Below are 23,293 nucleotides of genomic sequence, written 5' to 3' on the forward strand. Positions count from 1 at the left end.
CCGAGTCGTCGACTGCCTCCACGAAAAGGCAAATCGACGGCTTGGGTGAGTGTTTTTGTGCTGCGGCTACCACATCCGTAGGCGCGAATTCATTCGCGAGGGCGTCAGGCCTGATATCGAATTGTGCCCGATGGACACTGGACGACAAGTCTGGCCCCTCCCGGATATATCCGGTCCTGCAGGTCGTCAGGCAATCCGCTAATTCTTTTCAAATTGTTGCGCGCGCTTCGGCGACAATGTTACAGGTTATGTCTTGAATGCTGTTTAACACTTATGGGGAAAAATAATGACAACGACGCATTACACAGGTGAAGAACGCAGCAAGAGGATATTCGCAATTGTCGGTGCTTCGTCCGGCAACCTCGTCGAATGGTTCGACTTTTATGTCTATGCCTTCTGCGCAATCTATTTCGCGCCTGCCTTTTTTCCGTCAGACGATCCAACCGTGCAATTGCTCAACACCGCTGGCGTGTTTGCCGCCGGGTTTTTGATGCGGCCTATCGGTGGCTGGTTGTTCGGTCGGGTGGCCGACAAACATGGCCGCAAGAACTCGATGATGATTGCGGTGCTGATGATGTGCGGCGGCTCGCTGATCATCGCTTGTCTGCCGACGTATGCGTCGATTGGTGCCTGGGCACCGGCGCTGCTGTTGCTGGCGCGTCTGATTCAGGGCTTGTCGGTCGGCGGCGAGTACGGCACGACCGCGACCTACATGAGCGAAGTTGCCTTGCGCGGGCAGCGCGGTTTTTTCGCCTCGTTCCAGTACGTGACACTGATCGGCGGCCAGTTACTGGCGGTGCTGACGGTGGTCATCATGCAGCAGTTCCTCAGCACTGAAGAATTGCGCGACTACGGCTGGCGGATCCCGTTCGTCATTGGCGCCGTTGCGGCGGTGATTTCCCTGTTTCTGCGGCGCAGTCTGGAAGAAACCACCACCGCTGAAAGTCGCAAGGACAAAGATGCCGGCAGCATCAGCGCGTTGTTCCGCGATCACAAGGCAGCCTTTATTACAGTGTTGGGCTACACCGCTGGCGGCTCGCTGATTTTCTACACCTTTACCACTTACATGCAGAAATACCTGGTGAACACTGGCGGCATGCATCCCAAGACCGCCAGTTACATCATGACCGGCGCGCTGTTCCTTTATATGTGCATGCAACCGTTGTTCGGCATGCTGGCGGACAAGATCGGTCGTCGTAACTCGATGCTGTGGTTCGGCGCGCTGGGCACGCTGTGCACCGTGCCGATTCTGATGACCCTGAAAACCACCACCAACCCGTTCATGGCGTTTGTGTTGATCACCCTGGCGCTGGCGATTGTCAGTTTCTACACCTCGATCAGTGGTCTGGTCAAAGCCGAGATGTTCCCGCCTCAGGTGCGCGCTTTGGGTGTCGGCCTGGCGTATGCGGTGGCCAACGCGGTGTTCGGCGGTTCCGCCGAGTACGTGGCGCTGAACCTGAAGAACATGGGCATGGAGAGCAACTTCTACTGGTACGTGACGGTCATGATGGCCATCGCGTTCCTGTTCAGCCTGCGTCTGCCGAAACAGCCGGCGTACCTGCACGAAGATCATTGATGAGTCGCGCGGCTGCTTGAAGCGTACTTTTGAAGATCAAAAAAAACCCACCTGAATTGGTGGGTTTTTTTATGACGCGGCGATCAGAACAACTGAACGCTCGGCTTCTCTTGCGAGACTGGCTTGGCCTGTCCGGTCTGCTCGTACCAGCCACCGCCCAAGGCTTTGTACAGATTGACCTCGCTGGTGAGCTGGGACAAACGGTCGGTGATCAACGACTGCTGCGCGCTGAACAACGAGCGCTGGGCGTCGAGGAAGGTCAGGTTGCTGTCGATACCAATGCGATAGCGACGTTCGGCCAGACGGTAGTAGTCCTGGTTGGCGGCAACGAAATCACTCTGCGCCTGCAACTGCTCGTTGAAGGTTTTACGTGCGGTGAGACCGTCGGAGACTTCCTGGAACGCCGTCTGAATCGCCTTCTCGTAGTTGGCGACGCTGATTTCTTTCTGGATTTTCGAGTAATCCAGGCTGGCGCGCAGGCTGCCGGCGTTGAAGATCGGGATGTTGATGCTCGGCTGGAACAGCCAGGTACCCGAACCGCCATTGAACAGGCCGGACAAGTCCGGGCTGATCGTACCGGCATTGGCCGTCAGGCTGATGCTCGGGAAGAACGCCGCACGTGCCGCGCCGATATTGGCGTTGGCCGCCTTGAGTTCATGCTCGGCTTGCAGGATGTCCGGACGACGCTGCAACAGCTCCGAAGGCATGCCGGCCGGTACCAGACTCAACAGATCCGCGCTCAGCGGCTGGGCTTGTGGCAGGTTGTTCGGCAGGCCGGAACCGAGCAACAGCGTCAGGCTGTTGAGGTCCTGGGCAACCTGGCGCTGGTAGCGCGCCAGGGAAACCCGGGCACTTTCAACCGAGGTCCGCGACTGGCTCAGGTCCAGTGCCGACGACACACCGACTTCATTGCTGCGCGAGGTCAGGCGGTAGCTTTCTTCGAACGCCTTGAGGGTGTTCTGGGTCAGCTTGAGCAGTTCCTGGTCGGCTTGCCACGTCAGATAAGCATTGGCGACGTTGGCCACCAGGCTGATCTGGGTGCTGCGGCGCGCTTCTTCGCTGGAGAAGTAAGTCTCCAGCGCTTGCTCGCTAAGGCTGCGTATGCGACCGAACAGGTCCAGCTCGTAAGCGCTGACGCCCAGTGTGGCCGAGTACTGGCTGGTAATGCCCGACTCGCCGCTGGTGGACAGATTCGCCGGAACCCGCTGACGGCTGCCGCTGCCCGTGGCGGAAACCGCCGGGAACAGATCGGCACGCTGGATGCGGTATTGCGCACGGTAGGCATCGATGTTCAGCGCCGCGACACGCAGGTCACGGTTGTTGACCAGTGCCGTCTGGATCAACTGTTGCAGGGCCGGGTCATGGAAAAACTGACGCCAGCCTTGTTCCGCCGCTGCAACGTTCGCCGCTTCGGCCGGCGAATATGCCGGACCTTGCGGATACTGCGCCGCGACCGGCGCTGCAGGTTGCTTGTACTCAGGGATCAACGAGCAGCCGCCGAGAATGAACGCGGTGACCGCCAGAGAGATCAGGGACTTGCTCATTGGCCAGCCTCATCATGTGAAGTTTCTTTCTGTTTGCCCTTGAACAACGAGGATACCGAGACGAAGAACAAAGGTACCCAGAAGATCGCCAGGACAACGGCCGTGATCATACCGCCGATTACGCCGGTACCGATCGAATGTTGACTGCCCGAACCTGCGCCGGTGGAAATCGCCAGCGGCACAACGCCGAGGATGAACGCCATGGACGTCATCACAATCGGTCGCAGGCGCATCCGGCAGGCTTCGATCGCTGCATCCACAAGGCTCTTGCCCTGTTCATGCAGTTCTTTGGCGAACTCCACGATCAGAATCGCGTTCTTCGCCGCCAGACCCACCGTCACCAGCAAGCCCACCTGGAAGAACACGTCGTTGGACAAACCACGCAGGCTCGTTGCCATCAACGCACCGATTACCCCGAGCGGGACCACCAGCAATACCGCGATAGGAATCGACCAGCTTTCATACAAGGCCGCCAGACAGAGGAACACCACCAGCAGCGACAGCGCATACAACGCAGGCGCTTGCGAGCCGGACAGACGTTCTTCGTACGACAGACCGGTCCATGCATAGCCGATACCCGCTGGCAGTTTCTTGGCCAGGGCTTCGACTTCAGCCATCGCTTCACCCGAGCTGTAGCCCGGCGCCGGCGTACCGAGGATCTCTTCAGCGGTCACGCCGTTATAGCGCGATAGCTTCGGCGAACCATAGACCCATTCGCCCGAGGCAAACGACGCGAAGGGCACCATTTCACCGCTGGCGTTGCGCACGTACCACTTCTTCAGGTCTTCAGGGCTCATGCGGGCACTTGCTTCACCCTGCACATACACCTTCTTGACTCGACCACGGTCGATGAAGTCGTTGACGTAGTTACCGCCCAGCGCGATGGACAGCGTGGTGTTGATGTCCGACAGCGTCACGCCCAAGGCACTGGCGCGTTCGTCGTCGATGGTCAGCTGATACTGCGGCTCGTCATTCAGGCCGTTGGGACGTACGCCCGCCAGAATCTTGCTTTGCGCCGCCATGCCGAGGAACTGGTTGCGAGCTTCCATCAACTTGGCATGGCCGACACCGCCCTGATCCTGCAGGAAGACGTCAAAGCCCGTGGCGTTACCCAGTTCCAGAACCGCTGGCGGAACCACGGCGAACACCATGGCATCGCGGAAGCCGAAGAAGTGCGCCTGCGCCCGCTTGGCCAGCGCAAACACGCTGTTTTCCGCGGAACGATCGCCCCATGGCTTGAGCATGATGAAGGCCAGGCCCGAGCTTTGACCGCGACCGGCGAAGTTGAAGCCGTTTACGGTGAATACCGAAGCAACCGCGCCGCCTTCCTCTTCAAGCAGGTATTTGCGCATGTTGTCGATCACGCCCTGAGTACGCTCGGACGAGGAACCCGCCGGCGTCTGCACCTGGGCAAAGATCACGCCCTGGTCTTCTTCGGGCAGGAACGCCGCTGGAATGCGGGTAAACATCCAGATCATGCCGGCAAAAATCAGCAGGTAGACCAGGAACGCCGGGATGCGGTGCTTGAGCATATTGCCCACGCCGCGCTCGTAGCTCTGCACGCTGCGGTCGAAGGTCCGGTTGAACCAGCCGAAGAAGCCGCGTTTTGGCTGACCGTGTTTCTCGTGATCGATGGGCTTGAGCATGGTGGCGCACAAGGCCGGGGTGAAGATCAGCGCGACGACCACCGAGAGGGCCATGGCCGAAACGATCGTGATCGAGAACTGCTTGTAAATCACACCGGTGGAGCCGCCGAAGAACGCCATTGGCAGCAGAACCGCCGACAGCACCAGAGCGATACCGATCAGCGCGCCCTGGATCTGCTCCATGGACTTGATCGTGGCATCTCGAGGCGAAAGTTTCTCCTCTGCCATCACCCGCTCGACGTTCTCCACCACCACAATCGCATCGTCCACCAGCAAGCCGATGGCCAGAATCATGCCGAACATGGTCAAGGTGTTGATGGTAAAGCCGAAGGCCGCGAGGATGCCGAACGTTCCCAGCAATACCACGGGCACGGTCATCGTGGTGATGATCGTGGCGCGGAAGTTTTGCAGGAACAGGTACATCACCAGGAACACCAGCACAATCGCTTCGCCCAGCGTGTGAACCACGCCGGAAATCGATTCACTGACCACTGGCGTGGTGTCGTACGGATAAACGACTTTCATGCCCGGCGGGAAAAACGGTTCAAGCTGGGCAACCGTGGCGCGAATCGCCTTGGCGGTGTCCAGTGCGTTGGCACCGGTCGCCAGCTTGATCGCCAGACCGGAAGCGGCCTTGCCGTTGAACTGCGCGTCGATGCTGTAGTTTTCGCCACCCAGACCCACACGGGCAACGTCACGCAAGCGAACCTGCGAGCCGTCCTGATTCACTTTCAGGAAGATGTTGCCGAACTGCTCGGCGGTCTGCAGACGCGTCTTGCCGATGATGGTTGCGTTGAGCTGCTGGCCCGGCATCGCGGGCAAACCGCCCAACTGACCGGAAGATATCTGCACGTTCTGCGCAGCAACGGCGGTTTTCACGTCCACCGGCGTCAGCTGGAAGTTGTTCAGCTTGGCCGGATCGAGCCAGATACGCATGGCGTACTGGGCACCGAACACCTGGAAGTCGCCCACACCGGAAGTACGGGAGATCGGATCCTGCATGTTCGAGACGATGTAGTTGGCCAGGTCTTCCTTGCCCATGTTGCCGTCTTCAGACACCAGGCCGATCACCATCAGGAAGTTTTTCACTGCCTTGGTTACCCGGATGCCCTGCTGCTGAACTTCCTGCGGCAGGAGTGGCGTCGCCAGGTTCAGTTTGTTCTGGACCTGAACCTGCGCGGTATCCGGGTTGGTGCCCTGGTTGAACGTGGCCGTGATGGTCATGCTGCCGTCGGAGTTACTTTCCGAGCCGACATAACGCAGGTTATCGATACCGTTGAGCTGCTGCTCGATCACCTGCACCACGGTGTCCTGCACGGTCTGTGCAGAAGCGCCAGGGTAAGTAACCTGAATCGCAATGGCCGGTGGCGCAATGCTCGGGTACTGGTTGATTGGCAACTTGAGGATCGATAGTGCCCCGACCAGCATAATCACGAGGGCAATTACCCACGCGAAAATCGGGCGGTCGATAAAAAATTTCGACATGAATTACTCCCCTTTACTGCCTGCGGCTTTTTCAGTTGCCGGGGCAGGTGCCGGGTTTGCCGACTTGACGTTGGTGGCTTCTGCGACCTTCACTTCTGCGCCTGGTTTAACGTACTGCAGACCTTCAGTGATGATCCGGTCCCCGGCTTGCAGGCCACTTTCGATCAACCAGTCGCTACCCACGGTGCGATTAGCCACCAAGGTGCGCAATTCGACCTTGTTGTCCTTGTTGACGATCAATGCGGTCGGCGTGCCTTTCAGGTCACGCGTAACGCCTTGCTGTGGTGCCAGAATCGCGGTGGCATTGACGCCGCTCTGCAAGCGGGCGTGAACGAACATGCCTGGCAGCAAACGGTGGTCCGGGTTCGGGAACACGGCGCGCAGGGTCACGGAACCGGTGGTTTGGTCCACGGAGACTTCAGAGAACTCCAGCTTGCCTTCCAGCGGGTACTTGCTGTTGTCTTCCAGCGTCAGGTTGACCTTGGCCGCGTTATCGCCGGCTTTCTGCAACTTGCCGCTGTCGAGCTCGGCGCGCAGCTTGAGCATGTCGACCGAAGACTGCACCACATCGACGTAGATCGGGTCGAGTTGCTGAATCGTCGCCATGGCATCGGCCTGATTACTGCTGACCAGTGCGCCTTCCGTTACTGACGAGCGACCGATACGGCCGGAAATCGGCGACAGCACTTTGGTGTAGCGCAGATTGATCTGAGCGGTCTGGTACGTGGCCTGGGCGGTCAGGCTGTCGGCCAGGGCAGTGTCGTACTCCTGACGGCTGACGGCTTGCTCGCTGACCAATTGCTTATAACGATCGGCCAACGACTTGGCTGATTGCAAGGCGGCCTTGGCGCTGTTGGCAGTGGCTTCGTAAAGGGCCGGATCAATCTGATAGAGCTGCTGGCCGACCTTGACGTCTGCACCTTCGGTGAACAGGCGCTTGAGGATGATGCCGTTGACCTGCGGACGAACTTCCGCGATGCGGAACGCCGTGGTTCTGCCAGGCAGATCCGAGGTCAGCGTGTATGGCTGGGTTTTCAGAGTGACCACACCAACCTGAGGTGGCGGCGGAGCAGGGGCCGCCTCTTCTTTTTTACTGCAACCGCCGAGCAGGGTGGCCAGGGCGACGGCAGTGACCAGAACGGTAACAGCTGGCTTGAATTGCATGAAGATCCTCGGGTCAGGAGCCTGAGTGCTCAAGAAGGTTAAAGGTTAAAAATGTATTCCGGCTGGATAAGTAGGAAGCTAATGAATATACTTACATTCACGGTTGTTTGTAAATACCCAGCCCTGCATCAATACGCCGCAGGAATCGGGAATTGTAGGTTCGGGACAAGGCAATACAAATGCCGCCCGGTTCTGCTTGGGAGCTGTCAATTCGCAGTTCCAGGCAATTTGATGAGGTTTTACTGCCATGGTCCGTCGTACCAAAGAAGAAGCTCAGGTTACCCGCAGCCAGATTCTGGAGGCTGCCGAGCAGGCGTTCTATGAGCGAGGCGTGGCGCGTACGACCTTGGCGGACATTGCCTCGATCGCTGGCGTGACTCGCGGCGCGATCTATTGGCACTTCAGCAATAAGGCTGATCTGGTGCAAGCGATGCTCGACAGCCTGCAGGAGCCGCTTGAAGAAATGGCCAGGGCCAGCGAAAGCGAGGACGAAGAAGACCCGCTGGGCTGCATGAAAAAACTGCTGATTCATTTGTTTCATCAAGTTGCACTGGACCCGAAAACCCGTCGCATCAATGAGATTCTGTTTCATAAATGCGAGTTTACCGATGAAATGTGTGACTTTCGTCGTCAGCGCCAGGCGAGCGCCCTGGAATGCAACGATCGAATCGGCATTGCCTTGAATAACGCGGTTCGCAAAGGGCAGCTTCCCGTCAACCTGGACAGCGTGCGCGCGTCGATCACGTTGCATGCCTATATAGATGGGATGCTCGGCCAGTGGTTGCTGATTCCTGACAGCTATTCCCTCGAAAAACATGCTGAGCAGTGGGTTGAAGCAGGCCTGGACATGTTACGCCTGAGTCCCGCGTTGCGAAACTGAGCGGCTGTCGCAAGGTTTACCACCGAACAGGCAGCGCATTGCTCACCCACTCCACGCGCATGGACAGAGAGTCTACGCTTCGTTCGCCAATTTTTGGCGCATTGCCAGTATGAAACTTCATGACATTTATGAGTGACGTAGTCCCGTCTTGTAGGACGTCAGTAGGACATTTCTTGAAACGTGTGGCTGATTTCCCAAACTAATTCCTACGTATTGCTCCTGCGTAAAACTCTCGTCATTCTTTGCTGCAAGCAAACATGAACGGGAAGAAATTGCATGTTTTCGGGCCCCCTTGCGCCTATATGCCCTGTCGTTGGCGACACATTCCTCGCAACCGCTCAACGTTTCAAAGTCGCCCCTGACACCCGAAGTCCTGCACTCGCGTTGCGGGAAAATTCCTATGACGGCCTTTCACGCCGCAGCGTCGGGATAATGAGGAGGATCGTGCGTGTCGGAAACTCTTTCTGAGGCTGTGCGTTTGTTGGGGCGGCTCAGGGACGGGGCCGGTCGCGTGACAATTGACTCTGCACGAGCCGTGCCCATCCTCCGTATGGGTCTGATCACCACCCTTTATTTCAAGCAGGGTCATACGCTGGATGCCAGGTTCCGGATTGACGCCTGCTTCGCGCGTTTCTATGAGGCGTTCCGGCCTTTACTCAAATGGCAGCATTACCAGCACCCGCGCAAGCTGGCGCCGAGCAGCTTCGCCAGATGTCGACAGCAGATTCTCGACAGCTCGCCTCACGAGCCATTGCTGTGGTCCTTATCCAGCGCAGACGCTTCGCAAGTGGCCAACTATCAGCTGTTCCTGACCTGCACGCCCCAGGAACAGGCGGAAACCGATCTTTGCTGTTTGAAAATGGTCTTGCCCTGGGCGTACCTGACCGAAAACGGTGGCGTTGGTCTTTACGAGGGCTGGATCAAATTCCTGTGCAGCCAGCTCCATGCCGAACACGGCTATGGAGGCCTGGGGTGTATTGTTCCGTCAGCCGGTCATCGGCATCTGTCGCTGGAATACCGACTGGCGCTCAGCAATAACGGGCTGATGGTCGACTCGGGGCCGCATATGGAAAGCCTGCGCCTGCTCAACCGCATCAAGGGCGTCAGTTGGTACACGGTGCTTGGGCAGCGCTTTGTGCGGCAGTTGGGCGGCAACGACCGTTTGCGAGGCACGCTGAGTTCCCACAGCGATATCACCTTTCACGCCTACGACGGCGGGTTGTTGATCCGCACCGGGATCCTCCCGGATCTGCTCCCGGCGACCGAAACGATACCGTTGGCCTACAGGGCGCTAAACAAAGTGCTCAAACCGATCCGTCTACAAGACACCGGTTGCCTGCATCCTTATCCGATCCCCGGTCCCTGTTTCACCAGGGAAACGACCGCGCAGTGGTATGCGCGTTTTGACGACAAGCCCAAGCCCGCCGTCAACGCAGGTCAGCCATGTCCCGAAACGGGTAACTGGTTCAGCAACGCCAAGGCGCGCTCGCGACGATTTTTCCACCAGGGCGAAGTCATGCCGACCTTCGAACACCTCAAGCCTGAGCGCACCCAATGGTTCTGGACTGACTGACCGTCCAGCCCGGCCGGGCTGCGTTCTGTGAATAGTTCGTCATCGTCCGGTTATTGGCTAAGCTCTGTCCAAACCAATAAAAGAGGGATCGGCAATGCCGTCGTCGCCACGCAGTATCGGGCTCGGAAAAGCGCTCTTGGGGTGGGTATGTCTAATATGGCTGGGGCAAGCCTGGGCCGGGGCAGAAAGCCCCGATCAAGGGCCTGCGGCCAAAGCGCTGCTGGAAAAAGCCGTGCAGCGTTACCAGCAGGAGGGTGACAAAGCCTTCGCCGAATTCAGCCGCCAGGGTGAGTTCGTCGACGGCGAGCGTTACGTGTTCGTGGTCGACACCAAGGGCGTGATGCTCGCCAGTGGCGGGCCATCCGTGGTACTGATCGGTCGCGACGTTTCCCAGGTGCTGGAACCGGACCTGCAAAAGGCTTTCAAGGACGTGCTGCAAACGCCCGAAACCAAGGGTGTGCAGCAGGCGGAATATCGCTGGAATAACTGGGCTGACGGCAAGGTAGAACGCAAACGCGTGTACTTTCAGCGGATCGGCGAGCGCATTCTGGCGGTGGGTTATTACGTACCGCGCGCTTCACCCGAGCAGGCAAGGGCGTTGCTGGACAAGGCCGTCAGCGAACTGGCCCGCGACCAAAAAGGCACGCTGACGGCGATAAACAGCCTTCAGGGCGGATTCCTCCAGGACGATCTGTATGTGTTCGTGGTCGATCTGAGCAATGACCGCTACGTCGCCCATGGCACCAATCTGCGCCTGATCAATACCGACTTCAGAAAGGTCAAGGACCCCGAAGGCAAGCCCGTGGGCGAACCGATCCTGACGCTGATCGCCAGGCAGGACGCAGGCGAATACGAGTACCGCTGGCGTAACCCGGTCACCAATAAAGTGGAAAACAAGCACGCCTATGTGCGCAAAGCGGGTAACTATCTGGTGGCGGTGGGTTACTACAGCAAGTGACGTAGATGAACGGACATCTACATCACCGTAGGACCGGATTCATCCGGGAAGGCGTCGGTCCAGTCGGTGAGATAGTCGAAGCCTGTCCCGGCCTCTTCGCGAATAAATTCGCTCCTACAGGGCGGGCGTTCAAAGCCTTACGACGCGTCCGAATGCTCTCTACCGCGCAATAAATTATTGGGCATCGACAGCGCGGCGGCCAGGCCGAACAGGGATACCGCCGCGCTGATCATCATCAGGTGTTCGAACGTCAGCGCCAGTTCACTGCGCAGGTTTTGCAACGCGGGGCCGCTGGCGGCGTTGAGGCTGTCCATCAGCACATTGCCGGAACCGCCTTCAACACCTGCCACCGCGCCACCGACATGAGCCAGGTCTGTGCCTTGCAACATGGCCAGTAACAGCGCGGACATCACCGCCACGCCCACGGCGCCACCCAATGAGCGAAACAGATTGGTGGTGCTGGTGGCGACGCCCATGTCTCGTACCGCGACGGAGTTCTGCGTGCCGACCAGCGACGTCGGAAACTGCATACCGCTGGCAAAACCGGTCAGCACCATGAACACACTGGTCAGCAGCACCGACTGCGGCGAAGTGAACGCCATGCCGAGGATCGCCAGTGGCATCAACAGCGCGCCGGTCAGGATCAAGGGTTTGTAGCGTCCGGTCAGGGACGTGCGGCGGCCAGCGAAATACGCGCCCATCGGCATACCAATCGCCAGCGGCAGCAGATGCAGGGCGGCGCTGTCGGCACCGCCCCCGGTGACTGTCTGGAAACGCAGCGGCACCAGCACGATCAGCGAGATCGCTTGGAAACTGGTGAAGAAAACCGTGCACCAGCACAGCACTGCGCTGCGATTGGCGAACAGGTGCATGGGCAGCAACGGCTCTTGCGCGCGCCGTTCGTAGAGCACGAACACCACCAGTGCCAACAGCGCAATGCCCAACAGGGCGACCACTTGATCATCGCGCCAGCTGCGACCCTGGCCAATTTCGGTGATGCCCAGCAACAAGGAACTGAGGCCGACGATCATCAGGACCGTGCCGAGGTAATCAATGATGGGTTTGCGCTGCGGGACGGGCAGGCCGATCAGCGTGCGTTTGGCGACCCACCAGGCGATCAGGCCCAGCGGCAGATTGATCAGGAACACCCAGCGCCATGACAAATACTCCGTCATGAACCCGCCCAGCACCGGTCCGGCTACGCTGGCGGCGGCATACATCCCGCTGAAATAACCCTGATAGCGCCCGCGTTCCCGGGGCGGGACGATGTCACCGATGATCGCCTGACTCACCGAAACCATGCCGCCCGCGCCAATGCCCTGAATGATCCGCGCGAGCACCAGTTGTTCCATGCTCTGCGCCATGCCGCAAAACAGCGAAGCCAGGGTAAACAGCCCCAGCCCGAACAGCATCAGATTGCGCCGCCCATACAAGTCGCCGAGCTTGCCGTAGATCGGCACCGCGACGGTCAGCGCCACCATGTAGCCTGAAATCACCCAGGCCAGCAGGTCGAATTCCATGAATTGCGCAGAGATGGCCGGCATAGAGACGGCGACGATGGTCTGATCCAGCGCACTGAGAAATACCGCCATCATCAACGCAAACAGAACGCTGCGGATGGACGGCGTGGTTTGATTAAGGTTGGTCAAGGCAGGACCTGATCGACAGTGTTGACCCGCCGCAATGGCGGCAGGAGAAGACCGTCAGTCTAATCCGATAGCTTGCTAATCGATAGCTGCCTTATGCATGGTTTATGTACAACTCTGAGCTCCAACAGCTTTGCTATCGCAATGCGCTGAAGGTGGCATCCGTGGGCACGCAATGACCGAAGCTGCAACTGGCCACCCGGGGTGCTTCGCGGATCAGCTCGATCCGGTAGGCGCCCGCTGCGTAAAGGGCAACAATGGCGCTAACACCCACTACAGCCAGGCACTTTCTTGTTGTTATGTTCATGACGCTTTCCTCATTCCGACCACAGAGCAGTTCTGAAAGGGACTGAGGAAATTGTAGGACACGATCTGCGGTGGCGTAGGAAAGAAATGGTCTAGCAAATCGCCCGTTCGCTGCCAACAGTTATAGGTCCGCCCGCTGTGCCGCTTGCGCCAGGAGCCAGTCAATCAGCTCGCGCAACTGTGGCGAAGCGCCGGGTCGCGTAGGAAACACAAAGTAATAGGCCGCGCCGGTACGAACTTTCAGGTCGAAGGGCATCACCAGTCGGCCGGCGCTGAGGTCTTCGTCAATCAGCGCCCAATCACCAATCGCTACGCCAGTGCCTTGCGAGGCAACCGACATCGCCAGATCCAGCGTGTCGAAATGCTGCCCTTTGCTGATATTGCTGACGGTTGCGCCTGCCGCTTTCAGCCATTGCTCCCAGTCGCGCTGGTCGCGGGTGGGATGCAGCAGCATGTGCTGTTCCAAGTCCGCATAGGTGTTGAGCGGCACCGGCCCCGCCAGCAATTGTTGGGAGCAAACCGGCGTCAGTTGCTCGTCGAAAATGTGATGGACCTGCATCGAGCTGTCCGGGCGGGCGCCGTAGACCACGGCGGCATCGAATTCCTCCCGGCGAAAATCCACCGCGTGCTGCACCGTTGTGGTCAGTTCCACCGGCACATCCGGTCGTTCCTTCTGCCATTGCAGCAGGCGGGGCAGCAGCCAGCGCATCAGACAAGTCGGCGCCTTGAGTTGCAATGCATCGCGCTTTACGCCCACTTGTTCCACCGCTTCGTCGATCAGCGCGAAGACCTGCTGAATACGCGGAAACAATTCCCGGCCCTGGGCCGTGAGGCTCAAGCCGCGTGCCTGGCGCTGAAACAACGAATAACCCAGATGGCTTTCCAGCCCGGAAATCTGCCGACTGACCGCGCCCTGGGTAATGTGCAACAGTTCCGCAGCGCGCGTGAAGTTGCAGCACTGGGCCGTGATCAGGAAGGTGTGAAGCGCAGGAAGGGGCGGCAAACGTTTCATGGGATTTCAGGCATGCATGGGGAACATGCCTAAGCATGACATTTTATGCGTTGTCACAACCATGCCCGGCAGTTCCAATTACGCTCACAAACTGTGCCCACTCGCGTCTGACCTGATGCGCGAACGTCGGACAGTTCTCGAACCGATGAAGGATAAATGGCAAATGGCGACTTGCGGCGAAGTGTTGGTGAAGTTACTGGAAGGTTATGGCGTCGAGCAGGTGTTTGGTATTCCGGGGGTGCACACCGTCGAGTTGTACCGCGGCCTGGCGGGTTCGACGATCAACCACGTCACGCCTCGTCATGAGCAGGGCGCGGGTTTCATGGCTGACGGCTATGCCCGCACCAGCGGCAAGCCCGGCGTGTGTTTCATCATCACTGGCCCCGGCATGACCAACATCACCACGGCGATGGGCCAGGCGTATGCCGACTCGATCCCGATGCTGGTCATTTCCAGCGTGCAGTCGCGCAATCAACTGGGCGGCGGGCGCGGCAAGCTGCATGAGCTGCCGTCACAAAGTGCGCTGGTGGCTGGCGTCGCGGCGTTTTCCCATACCTTGATGTCGGCGAGTGAATTGCCGGGCGTGCTGGCGCGCGCGTTTGCCTTGTTCCAGGCAGGTCGCCCGCGCCCGGTGCACATTGAAATCCCGCTGGATGTGCTGGTCGAGGAGGCCGATGAGTTGCTGCAAAGCAAACCGGTCAAGGTTCATCGTTCCGGCGCGGCACCTGCGGCCGTGACGCAAATGGCCAGTCTGCTGGCCAAAGCCAGACGCCCGTTGATCCTTGCCGGTGGCGGGGCTATTGATGCGGCACAAGCGTTGGTGAGACTGGCGGAGCAACTGGACGCACCGGTGGCGCTGACCATCAACGCCAAAGGCATGCTGCCATCGCGCCATCCGCTGCTGATCGGCTCGACACAATCCCTGGCGCCGACCCGGGCGCTGGTCATGGATGCCGACGTGGTCCTGGCCATCGGCACCGAGCTGGCGGAAACCGATTACGACATCACTTTCACCGACAGCTTCAAGATTCCCGGCACGCTGCTGCGCATCGATATCGATCCGGATCAGACCGTGCGCAATTTTCCGCCTGCGGTCGCGCTGGTTTCTGACGCTGAAATTGCGGTTGAAGCGTTGCTCACCGAGCTGGTCGGTCAGCATCGGGAAGAACGTCTTGAAGACTGGGGCCGCAGCCGCGCCGCAGCGTTGCGGGAAACCCTCGAAGCCTCCTGGGACAGCGCGACTCGCGGGCAAACCCGATTCCTGCAAACCGTGCTCGACGTGCTGCCTGACGTGGTGCTGGTCGGCGACTCCACTCAGCCGGTGTATACCGGCAACCTGACGTTGAATCTGGAGCACCCGCGTCGCTGGTTCAATTCGTCCACCGGCTACGGCACGCTGGGTTATGCCTTGCCTGCCGCCATCGGTGCCTGGCTGGGCTGCGCCGATTCCGGGGCGCGTAATCCGGTCGTCTGCCTGATTGGCGATGGCGGGTTGCAATTCACCCTCGCGGAACTGGCCAGCGCAGTGGAAGCGCGCACGCCGGTCATCGTCCTGCTGTGGAATAACCAGGGCTACGAAGAGATCAAGAAATACATGCTCAACCGTGCCATCGAACCGGTTGGCGTTGACATCTACACGCCGGATTTCGTCGGCGTGGCCAAGGCCCTGGGTTGCTCGGCACAGGCGGTGTCCGGTGTTGAAGAATTGAAGGTCGCGTTGCAGGCCGCCCATGAGCGTCCGGGACCGACCTTGATTGAAATCGACCAGCGGGTCTGGATGAACGGGATGCAAGATTGATGAGCATGATGACTGTGCAACACGGCCTTTATATCAACGGACAATGGCGTTCGGGCAGCGAATTGCTGACCGTGATCAACCCCGCAACCGAAGCGCAACTGGCGACCGTTGCCGGCGGCGATGCGTTAGCGGTGGATCAAGCGGTGCAGGCTGCCAGCGTGGCATTTGTTTCGTGGTCACAGACTTGCGGTGCGGCGCGGGGCGGGATTCTGCGGGCTATCGCTGCGGGTGTTGCCGAACAGCGGGCGACCTTGATGCAGCTGCAATCGAGCAACAATGGCAAGCCTGAGTTCGAAGCGGCCATCGACGTCGATGATGTGATCGCCACGTTTGACTATTACGCGAGCCTCGCCGAGGCGCTGGATGAGCAGCAGGATCGGCCCGTCGCGTTGCCCAGTGAAGCGTTCACTGCGCGTTTGCGGCGTGAGCCGTGTGGCGTGGTCGGGCTGATCGTGCCGTGGAATTTCCCCATGGTGACCACCGCCTGGAAACTCGCCCCGGCGTTGGCGGCCGGTTGCTGCGTGGTCCTCAAACCTTCCGAAGTCACGCCGTTGGCCGAACTGCAACTGGCGAAGATCATTGCCGCCAGCGGCCTGCCGGACGGCGTGTTCAATCTGGTCTGCGGGACCGGCCTTGCGGTTGGCGCACCCATGGCGGCCGATCCGCGCATCGCGAAAATCTCTTTCACCGGCAGCAATGCCGTCGGCGCGCAGGTCATGCAGCGCGCCGCCGAAACCGTCAAGGGTGTGAGCCTGGAGCTGGGCGGCAAGTCTTCATTGTTGGTGTTGGCCGATGCCGATCTGGATCTGGCGGTCGAGCTGGCCAGTGGCGGTGGTTTTTTCAATGCCGGGCAAATGTGTTCGGCCACCAGCCGCGTATTGGTCGCCGAGGCGTTGTTGCCGGAGTTCCTGCAACGCCTGACGGCTCGGGCCGAGGCCATTGAAGTGGGCGAGCCGTCGGACGAGGGCGTGGAAATGGGCCCGCTGGTCAATCAGGCGCAATACCAGCGCGTGCTTGCCCATATCGAAGCCGGGAAACAGGCCGGCGCACGGCTGTTATGCGGTGGCGAACGCCCGGCTGATCGTCCGTTGGGCTATTTTTTGCGGCCCACGGTGTTCACTGACGTGCCCCTGGACAGTGCACTGTGGCGCGCGGAGATTTTCGGTCCGGTGCTGTGTGTGCGGGGTTATGCCTCTGAAACAGAAGCCATCGCCCTGGCCAACGACAGCGAATACGGGCTGGTGGCCAGCGTGATCGGTGCCGATCCGCACGCCACCGAGCGGGTCGCCAATGCCCTGCAAGCCGGACTGGTGTGGATCAACGCGCCGCAGGTGATTTTCCCGCAGGCGGCCTGGGGCGGCTACAAACAAAGCAGTCTGGGGCGCGAGTTGGGCCCTTGGGGCATGCAGGCTTTTCAGGAAATAAAACACGTCATCCGCGCCGCCTGATCGGGCACGAACGGCTCACGCATGCCTCTTGGCGAGGCATGCGTTGGACACATGGCTTCAATGACAAATTTTCGATTGTTGAGGGTTCGACGGGCACTCAGGATGACCTCGCCGACTCAGCCGATGCGCCCGGAACACGGGCCTTTGGTGAGAGCTTCGGGAACGCGGTTCGCCTGTCGCGACGATGCGTCACCTTCAACATGCAGCAACGAAAATGGAGTCCAGAATGGGCCAGCATGATCTGAACAGAAGACAGTTCATCAAGACAGTGGGCGTCGCATCGGTCGCCGCAGCAGCCATGTCGATGCCGTTCATCCGCGCCAATGCCAGCGACACCCGCTTCCAGGGCAAGACCCTGCGTCTGCTGACCTGGTCCGATGACACTGGCCTCGCGGCGTTGCGCAACATCGCGGCAACCTTCGAAGCCAAGACCGGCGCCAAGGTCATTGCCGACCGCACCGGCAGCACCTCGGAAATGGTCGCCAAGCTCAAGGCTGGCGGTGATCGCCCGCAATACGACGTCATTACCCTGGCCGGTGTCGGCGCTGAAGGCCTGGCGGCGGCCGGTCTGCTGGAAAAGCCCGACCTCAATCGCATCCCCAACATTGTCGACGTCCCGGAGAAATACCGCACCGGCGCCAACGGCCACGGCATCGGTTACCTGTTGTGGTGCAACAGCCTGATCTACAGCACGCGCACCGTGAAGGAAGCACCGGACAGCTACGCCGCCTTGTGGGACAAGGACCTGGCGCCGAGCATCTTCCTGCCGCCGCCGAACTGGACCGAGGCCATGGACCTGATCATCATCGCCGCGAAACTGGCCGGCGGTGACGAACACAATATCGAGCCGGGCTTCAAGAAGCTCGCCGAGCTCAAGGATCGCGTGGTGACGCTGGGCGAAAACCCGAACCAGATCGCCGAACTGTTCCGCACCGGCTCGCTAGACATGGGCGGCCTGTACGCTCCCGCGTTTTTTCCGAATCAGATTCGCGACCCGGCCTACGGTTTGGGCGCCACGTTCGGCATGAAAGAAGGCTTCTATACCGACTTGATGCAGTCGGTCCTGCCGAAAAATCGTCCGGGCGATACCGATCTGGCCTACGCCTTCATCAACCACTCTCTGGACCCGCTGGTGCAGGGCAAGATGGCAGAAGACATCTACAACGGCCCGGTCAACTCCAAGGCGATCATCTCCGCCGAAGCGCGCAAGAGCCCGTACATCCTCACCCCCGAGCAAATCGCCGACAAAGCGATCATGCACGACAACGCTTTCCTGGCCTCGGTGCATGACCAGTGGATTCGCCGCTACACCGAGATTTTTTCTTCCTGAGGTGACGCCGCGCTTTGATTTTTTGTAGGAGCCAACTTGTTGGCGAAGCAATGGTATTGCGATCACCGGTCTGGTGCCTCGCGAACAAGGTCGCTCCTACACGAGTCGCGCCTCACAGCGAACCAGGTGATCCCTCGGTTACTAATAAAGAGAACACCACCATGGAACACCCATCCTTGATCCGCCCGGTCGCCGTGGCTGTTGCACGCAAACCGAGGACATTTTCTCCCACCGCCCGCGCCTGGCTGTTTCTTACGCCATCAATGCTGTTCATGGCGGTGTTGATTGCCGCCAGCCTGCTGGTCCTGCGCATGAGCGTCGGCACCAAGGGCGCGGAGTGGACCGGTTTCAGCCTGGACAGTTATGCCCAGCTGCTGGAACCCTACTACTTGAAGTCACTGCTGCTTACCTTGCGCCTGGCGCTGATCAGCGCCGTGATTGCCGTGATCCTGGCGATCCCGGTCGGCTACACCATGTCGCGCCTGCAATCGCCTTTCATCCGGCGGATATTTCTCGCTGCGGTATTGCTGCCGTTGCTGGTCAACCTGCTGCTGCAAAGCTATGGCTGGCTGGTGATTCTCGGTCCGGGCGGGATGCTTAATCAGGCGCTCAAAGGCATGGGCCTGATCACGCGGCCGATCATGATGTTGTACAACCAGAACGGCGTGCTGATGGGCCTGGTGCAGACCGCATTCCCCCTCGCGGTGCTGCCGATTGCCAGCGCCATGCGCGGCGTTTCCCGCAGTTACGAAGAAGCGGCCGCGACCCTTGGCGCCAGTCGCTTTCAAGTGTTTCGTCAGGTGGTCCTGCCCATGAGCCTGCCGGGGATTATTACCGGTGCCACTTTGGTGTTTGCCTACAACGCCAGCAGCTTTGTCGTACCGCTGCTGTTGGGCGGCAGGCGTGTGCCGATGCTGGCGGTGATGGTTCACGACCAGATCGCGCCGTTGATGAACTGGCCAGCGGCCTCGGCGGCGGGGGTGGTGCTGATTGTAACGACGCTGGCGATCATGACCCTTTCGGAATACATCACCGGGCGACGTCGTCGCATGCTGGAGGCTTCGCAATGAGTCTTTCGACAAAAAAACGCTTGCGCCTGCAACCGGTTTTGCCTGGCGATACCGGCCGTTTCGCGGCAATCCTTTCCGGTTTCATCCTGCTGCTGGCGGTCATGCCGATCCTGACCATGATCGTCATGTCGTTCAGCGGCGCATCGAACCTGGATTTCCCGCCTTCCAGCTACAGCCTCAAATGGTATGAAGCGGCCTGGCGCACCTTTGTTTCGCCGGATTCCAGCGATGTTCTGAGCCTGGGCAAAGCCATGACCACCAGCCTGTTGGTGGCCTGCCTGACCATGGTGTTTGCAACGCTTATCGCCGTACCGGCTTCCTACGCGCTGACCCGCTGCGAATTTCGCGGCAAGGCCGTGGCCATGCAATTGATGTCGCTGCCGCTGGTGTTTCCCATGGTGGTGTTGGGCCTGGCGCTGCTGCTGATCTTCGACAACCTGCCGTTTCACATGGATACCTCGCGACTGGTGATTGCCCACGTCATCCTGGCGCTGCCCTTCGTGGTGAAAAACTGCACGGCGGCAATGATGTCCATCGGCAGCGAAGTGGAGGAGGCCGCGCAGATGCTCGGCGCCTCGCCGCTGCGGGCGATTGTCGACGTGGTGGTGCCGCTGATGAAGTCGGGGATTCTCGCTGGCATGCTGCTGGCGTTCATCGTTTCGTTCAACGAGTTCACCGTGACCTACTTCCTCTACAACATCGACGTGATGACCGTGCCGATCTGGATGTACAGCCGCACCGTGTCGTCGCTGGATCCGACTGTTTTTTCCTTCGCCGTGCTGATCGTGCTGATCGACTTCGTCCTGATCTGGGCGCTGGAGAAGCTGGTTGGCGAAGGTGGCGTCTCGTTCTGATTGCCCATTGAGGTTTACAAAAAATGACCGGATTGATTCTGGAAAACGTAGAGAAATACTACGGCTCGGCGTGTGCGGTAACCGACGTCAATCTGCACCTGCCGGAAGGCAAACTGGTGTGTTTTCTCGGCCCGTCGGGCTGCGGCAAGACCACCTTGCTGCGCATGATTGCCGGGCTGGAAACCCTGACCAGCGGCGAAATTCGCCTGGACGGTGAAGACATCAGCCATACGCCGGCGCATCAGCGCAATTTCGGCATGGTGTTCCAGTCGCTGGCGCTGTTCCCGCACATGACCGTCGGCGAAAACATCGCTTATCCGCTCAAATTGCGCGGCGTCGGCAAGCCAGAGCAAAAGGCCCGGGTCAGCGAGTTGCTGGAGTTGATCCAGCTGCAACAAATGGTTGATCGCCCGGTGGCGAAATTGTCTGGCGGCCAGCGGCAGCGAGTCGCGATTGCCCGGGCCATCGCCTCGCATCCCAAGCTGCTGTTGCTCGACGAGCCTTTGTCGGCGCTGGACGCCAAGTTGCGCGAATCCATGCAAGTGGAGATCCGCCAGCTGCAGAAGCGCCTGAATATCACCACGATTCTGGTCACCCACGACCAACGCGAAGCCATGACCATGGCCGATATCGTCGTGGTGCTGGGCGAACATCGGATACAGCAGGTGGGCACGCCCATCGAGATCTACCGCAATCCGGCCAACGAATTTGTCGCGGACTTTATCGGCTCGGGCAATATCTTCGCGGCGACGGCGCTGGGTAACGGCAAGGTCGGCATGCCGGGCGGGGAGGCGTTGAATGTGCCGATCAGCAATAACATCGTTGTCGGCTCCAACATCAAAATGCTGGTCCGCCCGGAAGACTTGCAGCTGTCACTGCCGCAAGCTGCGGCGGCCAATCAGCTGGCGGGCACCGTGACCTTCATTCGTGACATCGGCGCGACCATTGAAACCACGGTCGATTGCTCGGGCGTGTCGCTGACGGCACTCAGCACGCCGAATCAGTGTGTGGGGCTGAGCATCGGCAATCTGGTGTCGGTGACCATTCCCGCCGAAGCCTGCCGTGTGTTGAGCGGCTGACTGCGCAAACCGGTCAAACGATCTTGCGCAGGCGCGCCAAATCCCGAAGCGGCGGCGCGCCAAACTGTCGGCTGTATTCGCGGCTGAACTGCGATGCGCTTTCATAGCCCACTTTATAACCGGCGGCGGACGCATCCAGTCCGTCGGCCAGCATCAAGCGTCGGGCTTCCTGCAGGCGCAGCTGCTTCTGGTATTGCAGCGGGCTCATGGCCGTTACCGCCTTGAAACGGTGGTGCAGGGTCGAGACACTCAAATTGACTTCCCGGGCCAGCTCTTCGATGCGCAACGGCTCGCCGAAGTGTGCGTTCAGCCAAGTGATTGCCTGGGTTACCCGATGCGTCTGGCAGTTGGCGATGGCAATTTCGTACAAGCGATGCCCTTGTTGACTACGCAGCAGGCGATAAAGGATTTCGCGTTTGATCAGCGGCGCGAGCATGGCGATGTCTTTCGGGCTGTCCAGCAAACGCGACAGACGCAGTACGGCATCGAGCAATTGCGTGTCGATGCGCTCGATATACAGGCCGCGCCCGCTTGGGCGGGTCGGCACGCTCATGGGGCCGGCTTCGGCAATCAGCGCATTGATTTCAACGGGATCGATATCCAGGCGCAACGCCAGGTTGGGGTTATCCACCGTTGCGTTGAGGATCTTGCCGCTCAATGGCATCGCCACTGACACCACCAGATAATTCAGCGGGTCATACGTGTAGGTCTCGTCGCCAAGACGCACCTGCTTGCTGCCGTGGGCGAAGATGCATAAAGCCGGTTGCGCCACGGCGGGCAGGCTTTCCGACGGATTTTCATAGCGGGCCATGAACAGCGGCGCGATAGCAGTCTGGAAAGAGCCTTCCTTCGGCGCATAGCGGCGAATCAGGTCAGCCAGCTCGGCGCGCTGCTTTTCCATGTCTTCGCTTAGCGTTTCAACGTGGCGTTCGAGCTGCGACATGTATCGAGTCCTTTGATCCTTGGTGAATGCCCAGCTTATTTTTGTGCAAGCCAAAGCGCTACGCGATTCCTGCCGGATGATTGCCTGATCCTGCCGTGCGCTGTGGCGCGAGGCGATGCAGCGGCCGGTTTGCCAGCATCCACGGTCATGCAGTGGTTGCCTGACAGGCCGACGATTCAGGGCAGAAAACCGCCCCCGTGCAGAATCAGGCAAGAACCTGGCAGGAACTGTCTACCGGGTAGTTGCCAGCAGCCTTTAATCTCAGCTCCTGTCGCAGCACTGCGATTTTTTCACGCGGCACGTCAAACAAGGAGCCAGGACCATGCCTCAATCAACTTCGGTGAGCCATCTCGTTTTCGCCCGTGCCCGGATCGGTCAGAGCGACCAGCTCGGCGCGCGTCTGGACAATCTGATCGCGCCTTCGCTGAACGCTCCCGGCTGTCTGGAGTTTGCCTTGCGGCATTCAGCGCGGGATCCCGATCTGTGGCTGGTTTCCGGTTCATGGACGGATGAACAGGCCATGAACGCCTGGTTCAATACGCCGCATCTGCAAGTGTTTTCCGAGATCGTTCAGGAACTCATCGTCAGCAGCCTGGATTTTCACACCTTCGCGACCGACGACGGTGCCGATGCCAATGTGCAGCAGATGTTGCGCGCGATCTAGGTAACCCACCGCAGCCCCGACCGTTTAGAATCCCCTGCTTTCCATGCACATCAGGATCGCATTCATGGCCCGTAGAGAATTTCAGGATTTCGAAGCTGTTACCGCAATGGTTCCAGGCGAAGGGGGTTACGACGCGGCAATTGCCGTCAAAGCCCTTCACGCGGGTGGTGCGCCGGTGTTTCATCGGGTGCTGGACGGGCAGAAGTTCAAGACCGCTCACGACGCCGACCTCGCCGCCACTGCAGAACTGGCACGGCTGACCGACATCGACGCCGAGGGCGATCTGGTTTTTGCTGCGCAGTGAGCCACCTGCCGCA

The 23,293-nt window shown here is 59.7% G+C and carries 19 protein-coding genes; 12 read left to right on the top strand and 7 right to left on the bottom strand.

The features are described 5' to 3' along the window. Window positions 1–286: 286 nt before the first annotated feature. On the top strand, window positions 287–1,576 hold the full coding sequence (locus tag CFII64_RS21980) for an MFS family transporter (protein WP_020293051.1): 1,290 nt from the start codon (window positions 287–289) through the stop codon (window positions 1,574–1,576). 83 nt (window positions 1,577–1,659) lie between these two features. On the opposite strand, the gene adeC is transcribed toward CFII64_RS21980, so the two are convergent. Genes adeC through CFII64_RS21995 form a run of 3 tightly spaced genes read right to left on the bottom strand, consistent with a single transcriptional unit; the run spans window position 1,660 to window position 7,415 of the window. Then, a complete protein-coding gene (gene adeC, locus CFII64_RS21985) occupies window positions 1,660–3,120 on the bottom strand; it encodes an AdeC/AdeK/OprM family multidrug efflux complex outer membrane factor (protein ID WP_020293052.1) in 1,461 nt (486 codons plus the stop codon). Next, window positions 3,117–6,251, bottom strand: coding sequence for an efflux RND transporter permease subunit (locus CFII64_RS21990; RefSeq protein WP_020293053.1), 3,135 nt, complete (start codon window positions 6,249–6,251; stop codon window positions 3,117–3,119). Before CFII64_RS21990 ends, adeC begins: the two co-directional genes overlap by 4 nt. A gap of 3 nt (window positions 6,252–6,254) precedes the next feature. Beyond that, window positions 6,255–7,415, bottom strand: a complete 1,161-nt coding sequence (locus CFII64_RS21995; RefSeq protein ID WP_020293054.1) for an efflux RND transporter periplasmic adaptor subunit — start codon at window positions 7,413–7,415, stop codon at window positions 6,255–6,257. A 247-nt stretch (window positions 7,416–7,662) separates the two neighbouring features. Here CFII64_RS21995 and CFII64_RS22000 point away from each other — a divergent pair, with 247 nt between their 5' ends. The 3 genes from CFII64_RS22000 (at window position 7,663) to CFII64_RS22010 (ending at window position 10,826) form a co-directional block, all read left to right on the top strand. After that, window positions 7,663–8,295, top strand: coding sequence for a TetR family transcriptional regulator (locus tag CFII64_RS22000; RefSeq protein ID WP_020293055.1), 633 nt, complete (start codon window positions 7,663–7,665; stop codon window positions 8,293–8,295). A 448-nt stretch (window positions 8,296–8,743) separates the two neighbouring features. After that, a complete protein-coding gene (locus CFII64_RS22005; RefSeq protein WP_044901612.1) occupies window positions 8,744–9,868 on the top strand; it encodes a type VI immunity family protein in 1,125 nt (374 codons plus the stop codon). Window positions 9,869–9,962: 94 nt separating this feature from the next. After that, window positions 9,963–10,826: a cache domain-containing protein gene (locus CFII64_RS22010; protein WP_020293057.1), complete on the top strand. Its 864-nt coding sequence runs from the start codon at window positions 9,963–9,965 to the stop codon at window positions 10,824–10,826. A gap of 137 nt (window positions 10,827–10,963) precedes the next feature. On the opposite strand, the gene CFII64_RS22015 is transcribed toward CFII64_RS22010, so the two are convergent. The 3 genes from CFII64_RS22015 to CFII64_RS22020 all read right to left on the bottom strand — a co-directional run bounded on the left by CFII64_RS22015 (window position 10,964) and on the right by CFII64_RS22020 (window position 13,790). Beyond that, window positions 10,964–12,475, bottom strand: coding sequence for an MDR family MFS transporter (locus tag CFII64_RS22015; RefSeq protein ID WP_020293058.1), 1,512 nt, complete (start codon window positions 12,473–12,475; stop codon window positions 10,964–10,966). Window positions 12,476–12,608: 133 nt separating this feature from the next. After that, window positions 12,609–12,779 (bottom strand): hypothetical protein, encoded by a 171-nt coding sequence (locus tag CFII64_RS30085; RefSeq protein ID WP_177325437.1) that lies wholly within the window; start codon window positions 12,777–12,779, stop codon window positions 12,609–12,611. Between the two features lie 120 nt (window positions 12,780–12,899). Continuing rightward, on the bottom strand, window positions 12,900–13,790 hold the full coding sequence (locus CFII64_RS22020) for a LysR substrate-binding domain-containing protein (RefSeq protein ID WP_020293059.1): 891 nt from the start codon (window positions 13,788–13,790) through the stop codon (window positions 12,900–12,902). A gap of 163 nt (window positions 13,791–13,953) precedes the next feature. Between CFII64_RS22020 and CFII64_RS22025 the strand changes: the two genes are divergently transcribed. The 6 genes from CFII64_RS22025 to CFII64_RS22050 all read left to right on the top strand — a co-directional run bounded on the left by CFII64_RS22025 (window position 13,954) and on the right by CFII64_RS22050 (window position 21,369). Further along, complete coding sequence (locus CFII64_RS22025; protein WP_020293060.1) at window positions 13,954–15,588, top strand: 5-guanidino-2-oxopentanoate decarboxylase; 1,635 nt, start codon at window positions 13,954–13,956, stop codon at window positions 15,586–15,588. A 5-nt stretch (window positions 15,589–15,593) separates the two neighbouring features. Next, window positions 15,594–17,036 (top strand): aldehyde dehydrogenase family protein, encoded by a 1,443-nt coding sequence (locus CFII64_RS22030; protein ID WP_371106462.1) that lies wholly within the window; start codon window positions 15,594–15,596, stop codon window positions 17,034–17,036. Window positions 17,037–17,262: 226 nt separating this feature from the next. Next, window positions 17,263–18,366: an ABC transporter substrate-binding protein gene (locus CFII64_RS22035; RefSeq protein ID WP_020293062.1), complete on the top strand. Its 1,104-nt coding sequence runs from the start codon at window positions 17,263–17,265 to the stop codon at window positions 18,364–18,366. A gap of 161 nt (window positions 18,367–18,527) precedes the next feature. Then, window positions 18,528–19,436, top strand: a complete 909-nt coding sequence (locus CFII64_RS22040; RefSeq protein ID WP_020293063.1) for an ABC transporter permease — start codon at window positions 18,528–18,530, stop codon at window positions 19,434–19,436. Further along, complete coding sequence (locus tag CFII64_RS22045) at window positions 19,433–20,290, top strand: ABC transporter permease (protein WP_020293064.1); 858 nt, start codon at window positions 19,433–19,435, stop codon at window positions 20,288–20,290. The genes CFII64_RS22040 and CFII64_RS22045 overlap by 4 nt, the downstream gene beginning before the upstream one ends. Window positions 20,291–20,313: 23 nt before the next feature. Next, window positions 20,314–21,369: an ABC transporter ATP-binding protein gene (locus CFII64_RS22050; RefSeq protein ID WP_020293065.1), complete on the top strand. Its 1,056-nt coding sequence runs from the start codon at window positions 20,314–20,316 to the stop codon at window positions 21,367–21,369. Window positions 21,370–21,382: 13 nt separating this feature from the next. On the opposite strand, the gene CFII64_RS22055 is transcribed toward CFII64_RS22050, so the two are convergent. Then, window positions 21,383–22,312, bottom strand: a complete 930-nt coding sequence (locus CFII64_RS22055; protein WP_020293066.1) for an AraC family transcriptional regulator — start codon at window positions 22,310–22,312, stop codon at window positions 21,383–21,385. Between the two features lie 322 nt (window positions 22,313–22,634). Between CFII64_RS22055 and CFII64_RS22060 the strand changes: the two genes are divergently transcribed. Together CFII64_RS22060 and CFII64_RS22065 are read left to right on the top strand one after the other, a co-directional pair. Further along, a complete protein-coding gene (locus CFII64_RS22060) occupies window positions 22,635–22,976 on the top strand; it encodes a putative quinol monooxygenase (RefSeq protein WP_020293067.1) in 342 nt (113 codons plus the stop codon). A 64-nt stretch (window positions 22,977–23,040) separates the two neighbouring features. Beyond that, window positions 23,041–23,280 carry a hypothetical protein gene (locus CFII64_RS22065; protein WP_020293068.1) on the top strand — a complete coding sequence of 80 codons (240 nt, stop codon included), beginning with the start codon at window positions 23,041–23,043 and terminating at the stop codon, window positions 23,278–23,280. The last annotated feature ends 13 nt before the right edge of the window (window positions 23,281–23,293 follow it).

Origin of the sequence: Pseudomonas sp. CFII64, assembly GCF_000416235.1 — a bacterium.
Lineage (GTDB): Bacteria > Pseudomonadota > Gammaproteobacteria > Pseudomonadales > Pseudomonadaceae > Aquipseudomonas.

Bases quoted from the DNA above. Each gene is read 5' to 3' on its own strand.
- CFII64_RS22000 (WP_020293055.1), top strand. From the start codon at position 7,663: ATGGTCCGTCGTACCAAAGAAGAAGCTCAGGTTACCCGCAGCCAGATT.
- CFII64_RS22050 (WP_020293065.1), top strand. From the start codon at position 20,314: ATGACCGGATTGATTCTGGAAAACGTAGAGAAATACTACGGCTCGGCG.
- CFII64_RS22030 (WP_371106462.1), top strand. From the start codon at position 15,594: ATGATGACTGTGCAACACGGCCTTTATATCAACGGACAATGGCGTTCG.
- CFII64_RS22060 (WP_020293067.1), top strand. From the start codon at position 22,635: ATGCCTCAATCAACTTCGGTGAGCCATCTCGTTTTCGCCCGTGCCCGG.
- CFII64_RS21990 (WP_020293053.1), bottom strand. From the start codon at position 6,251: ATGTCGAAATTTTTTATCGACCGCCCGATTTTCGCGTGGGTAATTGCC.
- CFII64_RS22035 (WP_020293062.1), top strand. From the start codon at position 17,263: ATGGGCCAGCATGATCTGAACAGAAGACAGTTCATCAAGACAGTGGGC.
- CFII64_RS22025 (WP_020293060.1), top strand. From the start codon at position 13,954: ATGGCGACTTGCGGCGAAGTGTTGGTGAAGTTACTGGAAGGTTATGGC.
- CFII64_RS21980 (WP_020293051.1), top strand. From the start codon at position 287: ATGACAACGACGCATTACACAGGTGAAGAACGCAGCAAGAGGATATTC.
- CFII64_RS22010 (WP_020293057.1), top strand. From the start codon at position 9,963: ATGCCGTCGTCGCCACGCAGTATCGGGCTCGGAAAAGCGCTCTTGGGG.
- CFII64_RS30085 (WP_177325437.1), bottom strand. From the start codon at position 12,779: ATGAACATAACAACAAGAAAGTGCCTGGCTGTAGTGGGTGTTAGCGCC.
- CFII64_RS22065 (WP_020293068.1), top strand. From the start codon at position 23,041: ATGGCCCGTAGAGAATTTCAGGATTTCGAAGCTGTTACCGCAATGGTT.
- CFII64_RS22020 (WP_020293059.1), bottom strand. From the start codon at position 13,790: ATGAAACGTTTGCCGCCCCTTCCTGCGCTTCACACCTTCCTGATCACG.
- CFII64_RS22040 (WP_020293063.1), top strand. From the start codon at position 18,528: ATGGAACACCCATCCTTGATCCGCCCGGTCGCCGTGGCTGTTGCACGC.
- CFII64_RS22045 (WP_020293064.1), top strand. From the start codon at position 19,433: ATGAGTCTTTCGACAAAAAAACGCTTGCGCCTGCAACCGGTTTTGCCT.
- adeC (WP_020293052.1), bottom strand. From the start codon at position 3,120: ATGAGCAAGTCCCTGATCTCTCTGGCGGTCACCGCGTTCATTCTCGGC.
- CFII64_RS22055 (WP_020293066.1), bottom strand. From the start codon at position 22,312: ATGTCGCAGCTCGAACGCCACGTTGAAACGCTAAGCGAAGACATGGAA.
- CFII64_RS21995 (WP_020293054.1), bottom strand. From the start codon at position 7,415: ATGCAATTCAAGCCAGCTGTTACCGTTCTGGTCACTGCCGTCGCCCTG.